12 protein-coding genes, 3 rRNA genes, 1 other RNA gene and 1 other annotated feature are annotated in these 15,805 nt (G+C 41.1%); of the genes, 3 read left to right on the top strand and 13 right to left on the bottom strand.

Features of this window, described 5'->3' with window-relative positions:
- The 8 genes from AC4G3N_RS19105 to tadA all read right to left on the bottom strand — a co-directional run.
- Window positions 1–328: ribosomal RNA gene (locus AC4G3N_RS19105) — 16S ribosomal RNA — on the bottom strand; the annotation flags it as partial.
- A 300-nt stretch (window positions 329–628) separates the two neighbouring features.
- Window positions 629–895: a pro-sigmaK processing inhibitor BofA family protein gene (locus AC4G3N_RS19100; protein WP_066103336.1), complete on the bottom strand. Its 267-nt coding sequence runs from the start codon at window positions 893–895 to the stop codon at window positions 629–631.
- 78 nt (window positions 896–973) lie between these two features.
- Window positions 974–1,189 (bottom strand): YaaL family protein, encoded by a 216-nt coding sequence (locus AC4G3N_RS19095; RefSeq protein ID WP_066103333.1) that lies wholly within the window; start codon window positions 1,187–1,189, stop codon window positions 974–976.
- Between the two features lie 21 nt (window positions 1,190–1,210).
- A complete protein-coding gene (recR, locus tag AC4G3N_RS19090; RefSeq protein ID WP_066103328.1) occupies window positions 1,211–1,807 on the bottom strand; it encodes a recombination mediator RecR in 597 nt (198 codons plus the stop codon).
- 11 nt (window positions 1,808–1,818) lie between these two features.
- On the bottom strand, window positions 1,819–2,142 hold the full coding sequence (locus AC4G3N_RS19085; RefSeq protein ID WP_066103325.1) for a YbaB/EbfC family nucleoid-associated protein: 324 nt from the start codon (window positions 2,140–2,142) through the stop codon (window positions 1,819–1,821).
- A gap of 18 nt (window positions 2,143–2,160) precedes the next feature.
- Complete coding sequence (gene dnaX / locus AC4G3N_RS19080) at window positions 2,161–3,849, bottom strand: DNA polymerase III subunit gamma/tau (protein WP_066103322.1); 1,689 nt, start codon at window positions 3,847–3,849, stop codon at window positions 2,161–2,163.
- 128 nt (window positions 3,850–3,977) lie between these two features.
- Window positions 3,978–4,242, bottom strand: an RNA gene (gene ffs / locus AC4G3N_RS19075) — signal recognition particle sRNA large type.
- 91 nt (window positions 4,243–4,333) lie between these two features.
- Window positions 4,334–4,831, bottom strand: a complete 498-nt coding sequence (gene tadA / locus AC4G3N_RS19070) for a tRNA adenosine(34) deaminase TadA (protein ID WP_066103321.1) — start codon at window positions 4,829–4,831, stop codon at window positions 4,334–4,336.
- 143 nt (window positions 4,832–4,974) lie between these two features.
- On the opposite strand from tadA, the gene AC4G3N_RS19065 reads away from it, so the two are divergent.
- The gene (locus tag AC4G3N_RS19065) at window positions 4,975–5,613 is read left to right on the top strand and encodes a deoxynucleoside kinase (protein ID WP_066103319.1); all 639 of its coding nucleotides are present in this window, start codon (window positions 4,975–4,977) and stop codon (window positions 5,611–5,613) included.
- A complete protein-coding gene (locus AC4G3N_RS19060) occupies window positions 5,610–6,284 on the top strand; it encodes a deoxynucleoside kinase (protein WP_066103316.1) in 675 nt (224 codons plus the stop codon). Before AC4G3N_RS19065 ends, AC4G3N_RS19060 begins: the two co-directional genes overlap by 4 nt.
- A 498-nt stretch (window positions 6,285–6,782) precedes the next feature.
- Here the strand turns inward: AC4G3N_RS19060 and serS are convergent, their stop codons facing one another.
- The 3 genes from serS to guaB form a co-directional block, all read right to left on the bottom strand.
- The gene (gene serS, locus AC4G3N_RS19055; protein WP_066103313.1) at window positions 6,783–8,063 is read right to left on the bottom strand and encodes a serine--tRNA ligase; all 1,281 of its coding nucleotides are present in this window, start codon (window positions 8,061–8,063) and stop codon (window positions 6,783–6,785) included.
- A 52-nt stretch (window positions 8,064–8,115) separates the two neighbouring features.
- Window positions 8,116–8,345 (bottom strand) — a binding site (T-box leader).
- A 72-nt stretch (window positions 8,346–8,417) separates the two neighbouring features.
- On the bottom strand, window positions 8,418–9,740 hold the full coding sequence (locus tag AC4G3N_RS19050) for a serine hydrolase (RefSeq protein ID WP_491091026.1): 1,323 nt from the start codon (window positions 9,738–9,740) through the stop codon (window positions 8,418–8,420).
- A 124-nt stretch (window positions 9,741–9,864) separates the two neighbouring features.
- Window positions 9,865–11,331 (bottom strand): IMP dehydrogenase, encoded by a 1,467-nt coding sequence (guaB, locus tag AC4G3N_RS19045; RefSeq protein ID WP_066103306.1) that lies wholly within the window; start codon window positions 11,329–11,331, stop codon window positions 9,865–9,867.
- A gap of 111 nt (window positions 11,332–11,442) precedes the next feature.
- Between guaB and AC4G3N_RS19040 the strand changes: the two genes are divergently transcribed.
- Entirely contained in the window at window positions 11,443–12,417 is a 975-nt protein-coding gene (locus tag AC4G3N_RS19040; RefSeq protein ID WP_491091024.1) for a YaaC family protein, read from the top strand.
- Window positions 12,418–12,663: 246 nt separating this feature from the next.
- Here AC4G3N_RS19040 and rrf read toward each other — a convergent pair.
- Together rrf and AC4G3N_RS19030 are read right to left on the bottom strand one after the other, a co-directional pair.
- A 5S ribosomal RNA gene (gene rrf, locus AC4G3N_RS19035) occupies window positions 12,664–12,780 on the bottom strand.
- Window positions 12,781–12,850: 70 nt separating this feature from the next.
- Window positions 12,851–15,786 (bottom strand): 23S ribosomal RNA (locus AC4G3N_RS19030).
- Between the last annotated feature and the right edge of the window lie 19 nt (window positions 15,787–15,805).

The following is a 15,805-nucleotide window of genomic DNA, read 5'->3' as shown; positions in this document are numbered from 1 at the left end:
GTCCCAGTGTGGCCGATCACCCTCTCAGGTCGGCTACGCATCGTTGCCTTGGTGAGCCGTTACCTCACCAACTAGCTAATGCGCCGCGGGCCCATCCCTAAGTGTTAGCCGAAGCCAACTTTCCTTCCAACACCATGAGGTGTTGGAAACTATTCGGTATTAGCACCGGTTTCCCGGAGTTATCCCAATCTTAGGGGCAGGTTGCCCACGTGTTACTCACCCGTCCGCCGCTAATCGTTGGGAGCAAGCTCCCTCAGATTCGCTCGACTTGCATGTATTAGGCACGCCGCCAGCGTTCGTCCTGAGCCAGGATCAAACTCTCCGAAAGATGTTTGATCTAGCTAAATTTTAAAGCAAATTGACGAGATTTTAAAAATCTCTTGTTTTTAGACTTGCTTGGCGTTTCGTTTTGTTTAGTTTTCAAAGAACAATCTGTTTTGTTGTCGTTTTGGCGACTTATCTATCATATCAAGTTAGCAACCTTTTGTCAACAACTTTTTTATTTTTCCTTTATCGCTTGCTTCATGTTATTTACTGCAGCAGCGACGTTTATTAATATATCACTTACATATCTATATTGCAATACTTTTTTCAAAAAAAGTTAGACTGCTGATTGCAGCCTAACTTTTCAGGAGATAATCCATTTTTGAATTACTATTAAAGCTGCAACTCCAGGGAATCCTAAAATTCCAGATACAAGAGTAGTGGATGGATTAATCGGGATATGCATCCCATATTTTCCGCCTACTATATTAACAATATATAATATAACGGCTCCCATAATCAGCTTGACTGAAAAACGTCCCAGCATCCTTAATGGCTTAAAAGGTGTTCCAACTAGGAATAATAAAAGAATCATACCGACAACAACAGCAATAAATACACCATGTTCCAATTAAACCCCTCCCAAGTATTTGTTCATACTGTATGAGACAGGCCATTAAATTAGAACAATCATTTAGTGCTCAACACCCTATTTGACCGATATTTTCCGTTTCCGCGCTTCTTTAAATAAATAATAATACTTTAATTCACTCAACTTTGCTTGGGAGATTGTATCAAATGAAGGATCGTAACTCGTCTCGATAAGGCTTTTATGGTTAAACCAATTCACCTTCATCGTACCGATATCCTCCAGAAGCTTTTCATCAAATTCCTTGCGCAGCTTTCCTTTTCTACGAAACAACAAGGTATTTCCTCCTTACAATCGTTACAATTCTCTTCTACCCTCGATAGCTTTTGATAAGGTAACCTCATCTGCATATTCCAAGTCACCGCCAACTGGAAGACCGTGAGCAATACGAGTGACCTTTATACCAGTTGGTTTTAGTAGTCTGGAGATATACATAGCTGTTGCTTCTCCTTCAATATTAGGGTTTGTAGCCAGAATAACTTCCTTTACCGTTTCATCCTGCAATCTCTTCAATAGGCTTGGAATATTTATATCTTCGGGTCCTATTCCATCCATTGGAGAAATACTGCCGTGCAACACATGATAAAGTCCATTAAATTCTCTCATTTTCTCCATAGCAATTACATCTTTTGGTTCTTGTATGACACAAATAATAGATTTGTCTCGATAATTATCATCACAAATATAACAAGGATCTTTATCAGTAATATGACCACATACAGAACAATACATTAAATTTCTCTTTGCATTAACTAATGCTTTTGCAAAGTCCAGTACTGTGTCTTCCTTCATGTCCAAAACAAAAAATGCCAGTCTGGCGGCCGTTTTCGGGCCAATACCTGGCAATTTCATAAAACTGTCTATTAATTTGGATATCGGTTCAGGATAATGCATAATTTTTCTCCTTACATGAATCCTGGCGGTAAATTTAACCCTTTAGTGAATTGACCCATTGTGTTATTTGTCATTTCATCCACTTTTCTTAATGCGTCATTTGTAGCTGCAAGCACAAGGTCCTGCAACATTTCGATATCGTCAGGATCCACTACTTCTTCTTTGATTTTCACATCAACGATTTCTTTATGGCCTGTAGCTATAACTGTCACCATGCCTCCGCCAGCTGTACCTTCGATTCGTTTTTGACCAAGCTCTTCTTGAGCCTCCGCCATTTTCTTTTGCATTTTTTGCATTTGTTTCATCATATTTTGCATATTGCCCATTCCGCGCATATTGTTACCTCCATAAAATTAATCTTTTATTTCTAAAAGTTCATCGCCGAAAAGTTCTCTTGCTTTAAAAATCAGCGGATCTTCTGTTTCCTCATTTGTCTCTTGAGATTCCGGTTGGTCTTGTTTTTGAGTAGAAACAAACTCCTGGCGAATTTTATGCCAGCTTTCTTCCGGAATGCCAACAATATCGTATAGATTGCCTGTCACTTGCTGTAGTGTACCCTTTAAACCACTGATGAACTCCTGATTATTCATAGCCATTTGGCAATGAATTTCATATTTGAATTTTAACACAAAAGCATCATTAGAGGCAGCTACAGGTTCTGCATCATTTAATAATGCCGCCTGTGATTTTTTCAGCGATTCAAGCATTCCACCCCAATTGCTTTTTATCTTTAATAAATCGGGCTTGGTTGCTCTTTTTAATATATCGTTAACTCGTCCTACCGGCACTTTAAAGGATCGGTTTGTTGTTACTTTAGCCTTTTCTTTAGCAGGAGCTGAGTCTTTATTAATCGCAACTCCATTTTCACGTATGGTGTTTAACTGAGTTTCCAGTTGATTGATTTTATTCATTAGTTTTTGAATCGTGTCGTCTGTAACTGAACTCTTGCTGCTTTCCGGTTCACTTTGGCAAAGCTTTACCAACAAAACCTCCAAAAATATTCTAGGGTGACTGGACCACTTCATTTCCTGAATAGAACGATTCCATTGATCAATCCAAAAATGAAGTTGATCTGACGAAATGTTTTCAGCAAGTTCTTTAAAATCTTGATCTATATAAACTCTTTCCATTGAATCCTCGAGCTCTGGTGCCGCCTGAAATAGGAGCATGTCCCGAAAATACAGAATCATATCTTCAACAAAACGAATTGGATCTTTCCCTAAAGCTAGTAATTCCTGGAGTTGATTTAATGCTTCGGCTGTCTCTCTCTTATAGATTGCACTTACAATCTTAGTTAAAAAGGATTGTGAAACAGCTCCAGTAACGGTCAGTGCATCCTCTAATGTAATGTTGTCGGAACCAAATGATATGGCCTGGTCCAGCAAACTCAAGGCATCCCTCATACCGCCTTCTGCCGCTCTTGCGATAACCAATAATGCATTCTGATCGTATGAAATGCCGGTTTCAGTTAAGATTCTTTCCATCCTTCCGACAATATCCTGTGGAGTGATGCGTTTGAAATCGAAGCGTTGACATCTTGAAATAATAGTGAGAGGAATTTTATGTGGCTCGGTAGTAGCTAAAATGAATATAACATGAGCCGGTGGTTCTTCAAGTGTTTTCAGTAAAGCGTTGAAGGCCCCAGTTGACAACATATGGACTTCATCAATGATATACACTTTGTACTTAACCGATGAAGGCGCATATTTTACCTTATCACGTATATCTCTAATTTCTTCAACTCCATTATTGGAGGCTGCGTCAATTTCTAATACATCAGAGATCGAACCATCTGTTATACCCCTGCATGATGCACATTCATTACATGGCTCCTGAACTGGGGCATGCTCACAGTTAACTGCTTTCGCTAATATTTTCGCTGCACTTGTTTTACCTGTCCCACGTGGACCTGAAAAAAGGTAAGCATGGGATATTTTTTGGTGCAGCAGGGCATTTTGGAGCGTTTTAGTAACATGTTCCTGACCGATCACATCTTCAAAAGCCTGAGGACGCCAAACTCGGTATAATGCTTGATAACCCAATATTCCTGCCCCTTCCTTACATAATCCCTTATATTATATCGTAAATAGTGACATTTACAAACGGCAAAAATGCATAAAAAAAACCATTCTTTAAACGAATGGTTTTAATCTTTTTATGTAAATAACTGCCGTGCACCCTCCGTTGATAGATATCCATAAGCGGAACCAGTGCAGTTAGCTCAGTCCAGGCTGCCCTGCGGCACATGAGAGGTCTTACTTACTGCTGCTTCCTTCCGGACCTGACAGGGTTCATAAGTTCCCATTGCGCAGGACCCAGACGTCAACACCACTTACAAAGGTCAGACCCTACAGAGTACCTACCGAGGGAGGGAATTCCGTCTTGCTAGAGCGGATTGCAAGTACAGGACACCGCTACCTTCCCACCTAGCACGGCAAATTTGAAACCAATATTAGGCGTCTTTACTGACGCATAAATTAGTATACCTATAAATAAATAAAAATGCAATATCTTGAACCTGTAAATTCATCCATTGTTTTCCGACTGTCTATTTCTCTTTGCGAGTTTCTTCTTTTCCCTTAAGTCTCTAAAAAAGGATGTTAATAAGTGACTGCACTCCTCTTCACATACCCCTGTAATTACCTCACATTGATGGTTAAAACGTGAATCATCGAGGAGATTCATAAATGTTCCCGCACAGCCTGCTTTTGGATCATTTGCACCATATACTACCCGATCAACACGAGACATCAAAATAGCACCGGCACACATCGGGCAAGGTTCCAATGTAACATATAGGGATGCCCCTTCAAGTCGCCATGTACCCAATTTCTCGCAAGCATTCTGGATTGCTAGAATTTCAGCATGGGCGGTAGCACTTTGATTCGTCTCTCTCAGATTATGCCCACGAGCAATGATCTTTCCATCTTTAACAATAACCGCTCCAATCGGAACTTCATTACTGTCTTGTGCAGCTTTTGCTTGTTCAATTGCTTCTTGCATAAAAAATTTATCATCATTCATTTTGCTAAAACCCCTTAAACAGTAGGATTATAAAAATATGGACTTTATTTATCAATATTATTTATAATGAATTCTTAAGTCTATATGGTACAATAATACTCGGTCTTTAGAAAAGAGTAACATAAAGGTAAGGAGGACCTCATATGAACCATACCCCATTTATTACTGTTGAAGGTCCCATTGGTGTGGGGAAAACTTCATTGGCGAAAGCAATAGCCAGCCATTTTCAATATAAGCTGCTAAAGGAAATAGTTGATGAAAATCCGTTTTTAGATAAATTCTATGATGATATTCAGGAATGGAGCTTTCAAACAGAAATGTTCTTCCTATGTAATCGTTATAAACAATTAGAGGATATTCAAGTAAAGTATATCCAAAATAATCAACCCGTCGTAGCAGATTATCATATCTTTAAAAATCTCATCTTTGCCCAAAGAACCATACAAGAGTCTCAATTCAGCAAGTACAAAGACATATACTCCATACTAACTATGGATATGCCAAGACCTAATATGGTCATTTATCTGGACGCAAGTATTGAAACGCTAATGCATCGAATTGCACTCCGCGGCAGAGAATTTGAGAAAAATATAAGTGAAAAATATTTAATGCAGTTATCAGAAGACTACGCTCAATTCATGAATGAATTTGAAGCAGCTCATCCTGATATCCCGGTACTTCGCTTTAATGGTGATGAAATGGACTTCATCCTAAGAAAAGAAGACCTGGATTTGATCTTAACGTCTGTATCTAATCAACTGCAAAAAGGAGTTTGTTCATGATTCTTCATCCTAAATATCAAATCCCTAAAAGTGCTGTTATTACTGTAGCCGGTACTGTCGGCGTTGGAAAATCTACATTAACAAAAGCATTAGCAGAAGAACTCGATTTTCGTACTTCCTTTGAAAAGGTAGATACTAATCCTTATCTTGACAGTTTTTATGCTGACTTTTCACGTTGGAGCTTCCATCTTCAAATCTATTTCTTAGCAGAACGCTATAAAGAGCAAAAACGTATTTTCGAATATGGCGGTGGTTTTATTCAAGACCGCTCTATTTATGAGGATACAGGCATCTTCGCAAAAATGCATTATGACAAAGGAACCATGAATCCAACAGATTATGAAACCTATACAAGTCTTTTTGAAGCTATGGTGATGACTCCATATTTTCCGCATCCAGATTTACTTATTTATCTGGAAGGCTCCCTGGATGATATTCTTAACCGTATTCAATTGCGCGGCAGAGAAATGGAGCAGCAAACTCCTGTAGAATATTGGGAGGAAATGCATGGAAGATATGAAAAGTGGATTAATTCCTTCAATGCTTGCCCAATATTGCGATTAAATATTAAAGATTATGATTTAGCTGAAGATCCAAATGCTGTTCACGATATTCTTGAACGTGTATCAGAACAAATTCAGCAATCTGGAAAATTGAAAAAGGTATTTTAAAATATTACATTTTATACTACCTAGAAGGTTTGACCTATTAGGGCTGCTTAAAGGACCTGATTTCGCTATTCTTACCGGAATCAGGTCTTTAATTTTATCTTCATTGTCATTCTACTATTAGATATAGTCCGCCAGTTATTTCTCAAAATCCCTATCCTACGTGCTCTCCCCACCCACCTAAAACAGATTGAGCTATTCCTGCGCTTAAGGCTATATAACTTATTCGAATCCAATTAAATATATTTTGACCACTTCAATGCATTATCTCCTATTAAAAAATATCTATATAAACATCCCTTAAAAGGCAGATTAATGCCTAACTTTTAAGGAGCACTCATTTTTATATAAAAAGGGATATCCACATGCCAAACTTGGCGGATGTGGATATCCCTTTGTTAGTTATACTTATTATTTGGCGAAGGGATCGATTCCAACACAGTCCTTCAAATGGACTTTAGCACCCTTCCCCATATCAGCAGTTTGTGAATGCTCTTCATCTTAAGCTTTTGTGATAACTTTTTTTCCACCCATATAAGGTTGAAGAGCTTCTGGAATTAATACAGATCCATCTTCCTGCTGATAATTTTCAAGGATTGCAGCAACAGTACGTCCAATCGCTAGGCCAGATCCATTTAATGTGTGAACATGCTCAGGCTTAGCGTTTATATCTCTGCGGAAACGAATATTGGCACGACGAGCCTGGAAGGCTTCAAAATTACTGCAAGAAGAAATTTCACGATACGTCTCATAGCTTGGAATCCAAACTTCTAAATCATATTTTTTAGCTGCTGTGAAACCAAGATCTGCCGTACACATTTTTAACACACGGTATGGAAGCCCAAGCAATTGCAGAACTTTTTCCGCATGGCCTGTTAGTTTTTCCAATTCTTCATAAGAATCCTCTGGTCTTACAAATTTAACGAGCTCTACTTTGTTAAATTGATGCTGGCGAATTAATCCACGTGTATCACGACCTGCAGATCCTGCTTCAGATCGGAAACAAGCACTGTAAGCAGCATAGCTTATTGGCAGTTCATCACCAGATAGTATTTCATCGCGGTGATAGTTCGTAACTGGAACTTCAGCAGTAGGAACTAAGAAGTAATCCTCACTGTTAATTAAGAAAGCATCCTCTTCAAATTTAGGCAGCTGGCCCGTACCTGTCATGCTTGCACGATTAACTATGTAAGGCGGAAGCATTTCTGTATAACCATGTTCTTCAACGTGTAGATCTAACATAAAGCTTGCTAAAGCACGTTCAAGTCTTGCTCCTAATCCTTTGTAAAATACAAAGCGGCTTCCTGTAACTTTTCCAGCGCGTTCAAAATCAATGATTCCTAAATCAGCAGCTATCTCCCAGTGTGGCTTTGGCTCGAATCCAAAGTCTCTCACTTCTCCCCACTTTCGCGCCTCAACGTTTTCATCCTCAGAATCTCCGACAGGAACACTTTCATGCGGGATATTAGGGATAGTCATCATAATTGAATCCAGTTCTTCTTCAATTGTACGCAATTCCTGATCGAAGCCTTTTATTTTTTCGCCAACCTCACGCATTTCAATAATTAACGCATCGGCATCCTTTTTCTCTTTTTTCAGCATAGCAATTTGTTGGGAGACTTCATTTCTTCTGCTTTTTAACTGTTCAGTTTCAACAATTAATTCTCTGCGGCGTTTATCGAGATCCTCAAATTTATCTAGATCATTCAAATCTTCCCCACGGTGTTTTAGCTTTTCCTTAACTTCTTCAAGGTTTGCACGCAATAGTTTTACATCAAGCATACTAAATTCCTCCTTTTAAATTATTGTAAACAAACAAAAAACTCCCGTCCCTAAAAGGGACGGAAGTTTTATCCGCGTTGCCACCCTAGTTATAGGCATTTTATATAAATGCCTACCACCTCATAAGATAACGGCTTTTAAAACCGAGGATATTTATTCTCCTTTAAGATTTCGATATCCTGCTCCGAGATGGATTCATCAGACGATATCGCCAGTTTGCACCACCCACTGGCTCTCTTCAGATATGCTACTCTGATTACTGGTTCTCATCAACGCTATTCGTTTATTCATTTAATATTCTATTAACTATCATACACTCTTCGCGCAACTATATTCAATCATAAAAATAAAATTTTAGAATAAACCTTTAACTGCTCCAGTGATACTATCCCACATATCACCGAAGAAGCCTCCGATTGATCTCATGGATAATACAAACCAGTTTGACTTTTCAACAGTTTCAGCAGCTACAACATCAACGCTGATATTCTTTTGCCCTTCCTCTGTTAAGAAGCCAAGATCACTCTTGTCGGATTCAAGAGTTAGATAACCAACCTTATCTCCTTTTTTCACTGGAGCCACCAGGTTGCCATCTTCATCAAGCTTGTCCTTATCTAATACTAGTTTAGTCTTAAGATTTTCCTTTTCGCCATTTTTTACAATAAGGTTAATTGCCTTGTTTGTCTCAATAGCTACAGACTTTTCTTTCCCTTTTGCAACAGGTAGTGTTTTTTGACCTTTTACTTGATATCCTTTTTCTACAATCTCCTCTGTGGAGAAGTTATTAAAAGCATAGTTAAGTATTTTTTCAGTTTCTGAAAAACGTGACATTTTACTGTCTGCTTTCATCACAACTGAGATATATCTTTTTCCATCTCTTTCAGCTGTTGCAGTGAAACAGTTGCCGGCGAATTCTGTAGAACCGGTCTTTAATCCATCTACACCATTATACTCTGCAATCAATCCTGGCAACATCCAGTTGAAATTTTTATATGTTTTGCCATCTTTAAATTTTAATTCTGGCTTTTTAGCAGTATCTATCACCTCAGGATAGTCTGTTACTAAATGATATGCCAACTTAGCAGTTGCACGTGCTGACATAAGATTTTCATCATTCTCTTCACCTGCAGGATGCTGGCCAAGCAGGCTTGAGTTATTTAAACCGGACGAGTTAACGAATTTATAGTCTTTCAAACCTAACTCTTCGGCTTTCTCATTCATTAATTTCACGAAATTCTTTTCAGTACCGCCAACCACTTGTGCGAGAGCTACTGTAGCAGCATTACCTGAGAATATGGCCATTGCCTCGTAAAGCTCTTTAACAGTATAAGCTTCACCTTGTGTCAAACCTATATTCGATAAACCTGGAGCTCCTGAGAGTTTATGTACATATTCGTCAATTGTAACAGTTTGATCCCACTTAATTTTCCCGTCTTCAATAGCTTCTAATACAAGATACTCTGTCATCATTTTTGACATGGATGCTACGCCAAGCACCTTATCAGAATTTTTTTCGTAAAGAATCTTTCCACTAGTCGCATCTATTAGTATTGCTGCCTCAGCACTCAGTCCTAGCTCGTCTTCGGCATATGCAGTAGTATTCGTGAATGGAAAAACAAATGTAACAAGTAATGTTAATACAGCAAGTAAAGAAGTTAATTGTTTTGCCTGTCTCAAGTATATCCCCCCTGATTATCAATGATTGTCGATTAAACACTTTTGTTATTGTATCATAAAAGGACTAAAAAAAATAGACAGAGTATAAAGATACTCTGCCATCTTTTCTTTAGTGCTTGATAACTTAGTTATAGGAATAGTTCGGTGCCTCTTTTGTAATTTGTACATCATGCGGATGACTTTCTTTTAATCCAGCTCCAGTCATTCTGACAAATTGTGAATTCTCTCTGAGCTCTTCTAAATCTTTCGTTCCGCAATAACCCATACCTGCACGAAGACCACCGATAAGCTGATAAATCGTATCAGCTAATGGACCTTTATAAGGAATTCTTCCTTCTATACCTTCAGGAACAAATTTCTTCGCATCTTCCTGGAAGTAACGATCCTTAGATCCTTTTTCCATTGCTGCTACTGAACCCATGCCTCTGTATACTTTAAATCTTCTGCCTTGGAAGATTTCAGTGTCTCCCGGACTTTCAGTCACTCCTGCTAATAAGCTGCCCAGCATAACGGCATGTCCGCCTGCTGCTAATGCTTTAGCAACATCACCAGAGTATTTAATACCACCATCTGCAATAATCGACTTACCGTGCTTTCTTGCTTCAGTTGCACAATCATAAATGGCAGTGATTTGTGGCACACCTACACCAGCAACGACCCGTGTTGTACAAATAGAACCAGGTCCAATACCTACTTTTACAATATCAGCTCCAGCCTCAATTAACGCTCTTGTACCCTCAGCAGTTGCAACGTTCCCTGCAATAATAGTCAACTCAGGGAATGTTTCTCTAATTTCACGTACCTTATCAAGTACACCCTTAGAGTGGCCGTGCGCTGTATCCAGTACAATCGCATCTACATCTGCGCTAACCAGCATCTCTACCCTTTTCATAGTATCAGATGTAACACCTACAGCAGCAGCTACAAGTAATCTTCCGTATTTGTCTTTTGCTGATCTTGGGAATTCAATTATTTTTTCAATATCTTTAATAGTGATTAAGCCTTGAAGTGTACCCTCTTCATCTACTAGAGGGAGCTTTTCAATTTTATATTGCTGTAGAATTTTCTGCGCCTCTTCTAGATTAGTTCCCACAGGAGCTGTTACCAAGTTTTCCTTTGTCATAACATCATCAATACGCATGGAGTAATCGCGAATAAAGCGCATATCACGGTTTGTTATAATACCTACCAATTTCTTTTCTTCCTTGTTGTTAACAATCGGAACACCAGATATTCTATATTTGCCCATTAAATGCTCCGCATCGTAAACCTGGTTTTCTGGAGTTAAGAAAAATGGCTTTGTTATGACACCATTTTCGGAACGCTTTACTTTATCAACCTGTTCAGCTTGTTGTTCAATAGACATGTTCTTATGAATAACACCCAGTCCGCCTTGTCTAGCCATTGCTATAGCCATCTCAGACTCAGTTACTGTATCCATACCCGCACTAATTATAGGAATGTTTAGGGCTAAGTTGTCTGCTAAACTCACCTTTAGTGATACATCCTTAGGTAACACTTCAGATTTACCTGGTATAAGTAATACATCATCAAAGGTTAAGCCTTCTTTGGAAAATTTATCTTTCCACATATTATGTCCTCCATTCCCAAAAAAATTTATTTGTAGATTAACAATTGGACAAACTACTGTCAAGGAAAAAGTAACTAGTTTAAATATTCAAACAATTAAAGAGGGGTAGTTATGTCCAAACAACAATATGATTATAATCATCTGTTCTCACCTTATTATTCAACAAACTACACACAGAAATACTTAAAAAACGCCTATAATAAATTAGGACTACTGAATGCTGATACATATAGTTACGATAACTGTAACAAATTTATATCTTATCTTGAGACTGGAATACTTTATTTTAAACAGTTGGATACTCTTCCTATTCAGCTAAAACCGCTTCTTTTATACTATGGGTTTACTCATTTTTTAAAGGCATGTCTATTAGTTGTTGATCCGCTTTATCCGGAAACAACCGCTGTCTTATCTCATGGGGTATCCACAAGGAAAAAGAAAAAACAACAATACGAATTTCTTTTTGATGAAATTAAAATTCAGCGCCATGGATTATTTACTCACACAGCCGAGAAGATATATGGAATAAAGCAATTGGAGAACGAAAAAATAGCAATGATTGATATACTTCAGGAAATCCCTGAGCTTGGAATCCTTTTTAAAAGATTAAAAAATAAATGTACAAGTATTGAAGTTCTTTTTAACAAAGAACACACTGTAGTCCATCTACCGACTATCGTTTTGGATCAGTATAAAATGACCTCAGAACGTTTTAAGGACTTTCTTAACTCCAAGTGGGAGCTACCTATACAGGAAATACATCAGGATGGAGAGAAGAGATTGCATCTGCATTTTAAAAAAGCATACCTTCCGATACTTGGGGATGTACCTTTTAGATTTAATATACATTCGGACACATTCCATCTTTCCTTACAAAAAGAAGGATTAGCCTCTACCTTACCAGATCTTTTAATACTTTATTTACTATTGTATAACCTCAGTATGATTTCCCGATATGAAACGGAGTGGTGGTCAGACTTATTTAAGGAGATGCCCTTTTATGATCTTCCCTTTATCAATAGCTTAATGAGTATAGCTGAAATTAAAATCCCATTCTTGATATCGGAGTGGTTAGATTGTATATAGAGAATGTCTAATAAATAGGTCAGTGTGGCAATGCAAAGAGTTTGATAGTTAGGAATTAAGTAAAAATCGTTTATGCCATGTTTCCCTTTCTATTCCCTGCATCCGTCCAATATGGATCATACACACCTTTCTGCTATTTCTCATAACACTCGGTACCTTCTTCTCAACAAACGTTCGAAGGTATCCTTCAGTCTTAAAAACAACACAAAAAAAACCAGCTCATCAACTGAACTGGTTTCTTAATTTGCCCGGCAACGTCCTACTCTCACAGGGACTCGCGTCCCAACTACCATCGGCGCTGAAGAGCTTAACTTCCGTGTTCGGAATGGGAACGGGTGTGGCCTCTTCGCCATCATTACCGGACTATTTGGTTAGAAAGAAATCATTCTTTCAAAACTGGATAATGTAAGTTTGGCAAGTATGCTTGATTCATTTGGTTAAGTCCTCGAACGATTAGTATCCGTCAGCTCCATGTGTCACCACACTTCCACCTCGGACCTATCAACCTGATCATCTTTCAGGGTTCTTACTAGCTTGCGCTATGGGAAATCTCATCTCGAGGGGGGCTTCATGCTTAGATGCTTTCAGCACTTATCCCGTCCGCACGTAGCTACCCAGCTATGCTCTTGGCAGAACAACTGGTACACCAGCGGTGCGTCCATCCCGGTCCTCTCGTACTAAGGACAGCTCCTCTCAAATTTCCTGCGCCCACGACGGATAGGGACCGAACTGTCTCACGACGTTCTGAACCCAGCTCGCGTACCGCTTTAATGGGCGAACAGCCCAACCCTTGGGACCGACTACAGCCCCAGGATGCGATGAGCCGACATCGAGGTGCCAAACCTCCCCGTCGATGTGGACTCTTGGGGGAGATAAGCCTGTTATCCCCGGGGTAGCTTTTATCCGTTGAGCGATGGCCCTTCCATGCGGAACCACCGGATCACTAAGCCCGACTTTCGTCCCTGCTCGACTTGTAGGTCTCGCAGTCAAGCTCCCTTGTGCCTTTACACTCTGCGAATGATTTCCAACCATTCTGAGGGAACCTTTGGGCGCCTCCGTTACTCTTTAGGAGGCGACCGCCCCAGTCAAACTGCCCACCTGACACTGTCTCCCACCCCGATCAGGGGTGCGGGTTAGAATGTCAATACAGCCAGGGTAGTATCCCACCGATGCCTCCACCGAAGCTGGCGCTCCGGCTTCAAAGGCTCCTACCTATCCTGTACAAGCTGTACCAAAATTCAATATCAGGCTGCAGTAAAGCTCCACGGGGTCTTTCCGTCCTGTCGCGGGTAACCTGCATCTTCACAGGTACTATAATTTCACCGAGTCTCTCGTTGAGACAGTGCCCAGATCGTTACGCCTTTCGTGCGGGTCGGAACTTACCCGACAAGGAATTTCGCTACCTTAGGACCGTTATAGTTACGGCCGCCGTTTACTGGGGCTTCAATTCGCACCTTCGCTTGCGCTAAGCGCTCCTCTTAACCTTCCAGCACCGGGCAGGCGTCAGCCCCTATACTTCGCCTTGCGGCTTCGCAGAGACCTGTGTTTTTGCTAAACAGTCGCCTGGGCCTTTTCACTGCGGCTCTTCGAGGCTATAAACCTCTAATGAGCACCCCTTCTCCCGAAGTTACGGGGTCATTTTGCCGAGTTCCTTAACGAGAGTTCTCTCGATCACCTTAGGATTCTCTCCTCGCCTACCTGTGTCGGTTTGCGGTACGGGCACCTTCTTCCTCGCTAGAGGCTTTTCTTGGCAGTGTGGAATCAGGAACTTCGGTACTCTAGTTCCCTCGCCATCACAGCTCAGCCTTATGTGATGAGCGGATTTGCCTGCTCATCGGCCTAACTGCTTGGACGCGCATATCCAACAGCGCGCTTACCCTATCCTACTGCGTCCCCCCATCACTCAAATGGAAGAGAGGTGGTACAGGAATATCAACCTGTTGTCCATCGCCTACGCCTTTCGGCCTCGGCTTAGGTCCCGACTAACCCTGAGCGGACGAGCCTTCCTCAGGAAACCTTAGGCATTCGGTGGAAGGGATTCTCACCCTTCTTTCGCTACTCATACCGGCATTCTCACTTCTAAGCGCTCCACATGTCCTTCCGGTCATGCTTCACAGCCCTTAGAACGCTCTCCTACCACGCATACCATACGGTATGCATCCACAGCTTCGGTGATACGTTTAGCCCCGGTACATTTTCGGCGCAGAGTCACTCGACCAGTGAGCTATTACGCACTCTTTAAATGGTGGCTGCTTCTAAGCCAACATCCTGGTTGTCTGGGCAACTCCACATCCTTTTCCACTTAACGTATACTTTGGGACCTTAGCTGGTGGTCTGGGCTGTTTCCCTTTTGACTACGGATCTTATCACTCGCAGTCTGACTCCCGAGTATAAGTCTTTGGCATTCGGAGTTTGTCTGAATTCGGTAACCCGATGAGGGCCCCTAGTCCAAACAGTGCTCTACCTCCAAGACTCTAAACTCGAGGCTAGCCCTAAAGCTATTTCGGAGAGAACCAGCTATCTCCAGGTTCGATTGGAATTTCTCCGCTACCCACACCTCATCCCCGCACTTTTCAACGTGCGTGGGTTCGGACCTCCATCCAGTGTTACCTGGACTTCATCCTGGACATGGGTAGATCACCTGGTTTCGGGTCTACGACCACATACTGCAAACGCCCTATTCAGACTCGCTTTCGCTGCGGCTCCGTCTCATCAACTTAACCTTGCATGGGATCGTAACTCGCCGGTTCATTCTACAAAAGGCACGCCATCACCCATAAAAGGGCTCTGACTACTTGTAGGCACACGGTTTCAGGATCTCTTTCACTCCCCTTCCGGGGTGCTTTTCACCTTTCCCTCACGGTACTGGTTCACTATCGGTCACTAGGGAGTATTTAGCCTTGGGAGATGGTCCTCCCGGATTCCGACGGGATTCCTCGTGTCCCGCCGTACTCAGGATCCACTCGGGAGGGAACGAAGTTTCGACTACAGGGTTGTTACCTTCTCTGACGGACCTTTCCAGGTCGCTTCATCTACCCCGTTCCTTTGTAACTCCACAATGAGTGTCCTACAACCCCAGATGGCAAGCCATCTGGTTTGGGCTGATTCCGTTTCGCTCGCCGCTACTCAGGAAATCGCATTTGCTTTCTCTTCCTCCGGGTACTTAGATGTTTCAGTTCCCCGGGTGTGCCTTCATACACCTATGAATTCAGTGTAAGATACTGCCCCATTACGGGCAGTGGGTTTCCCCATTCGGAAATCTCCGGATCAAAGCTTACTTACAGCTCCCCGAAGCATATCGGTGTTAGTCCCGTCCTTCATCGGCTCCTAGTGCCAAGGCATCCACCGTGCGCCCTTATTAACTTAACCGTTAAAAAACTCTTACTCG

It is taken from the genome of Bacillus sp. z50 (genome assembly GCF_058313585.1).
The sequence above is the reverse complement of the archived record's forward strand: the minus strand, read 5'-3'. Positions and strand labels throughout refer to the sequence as shown.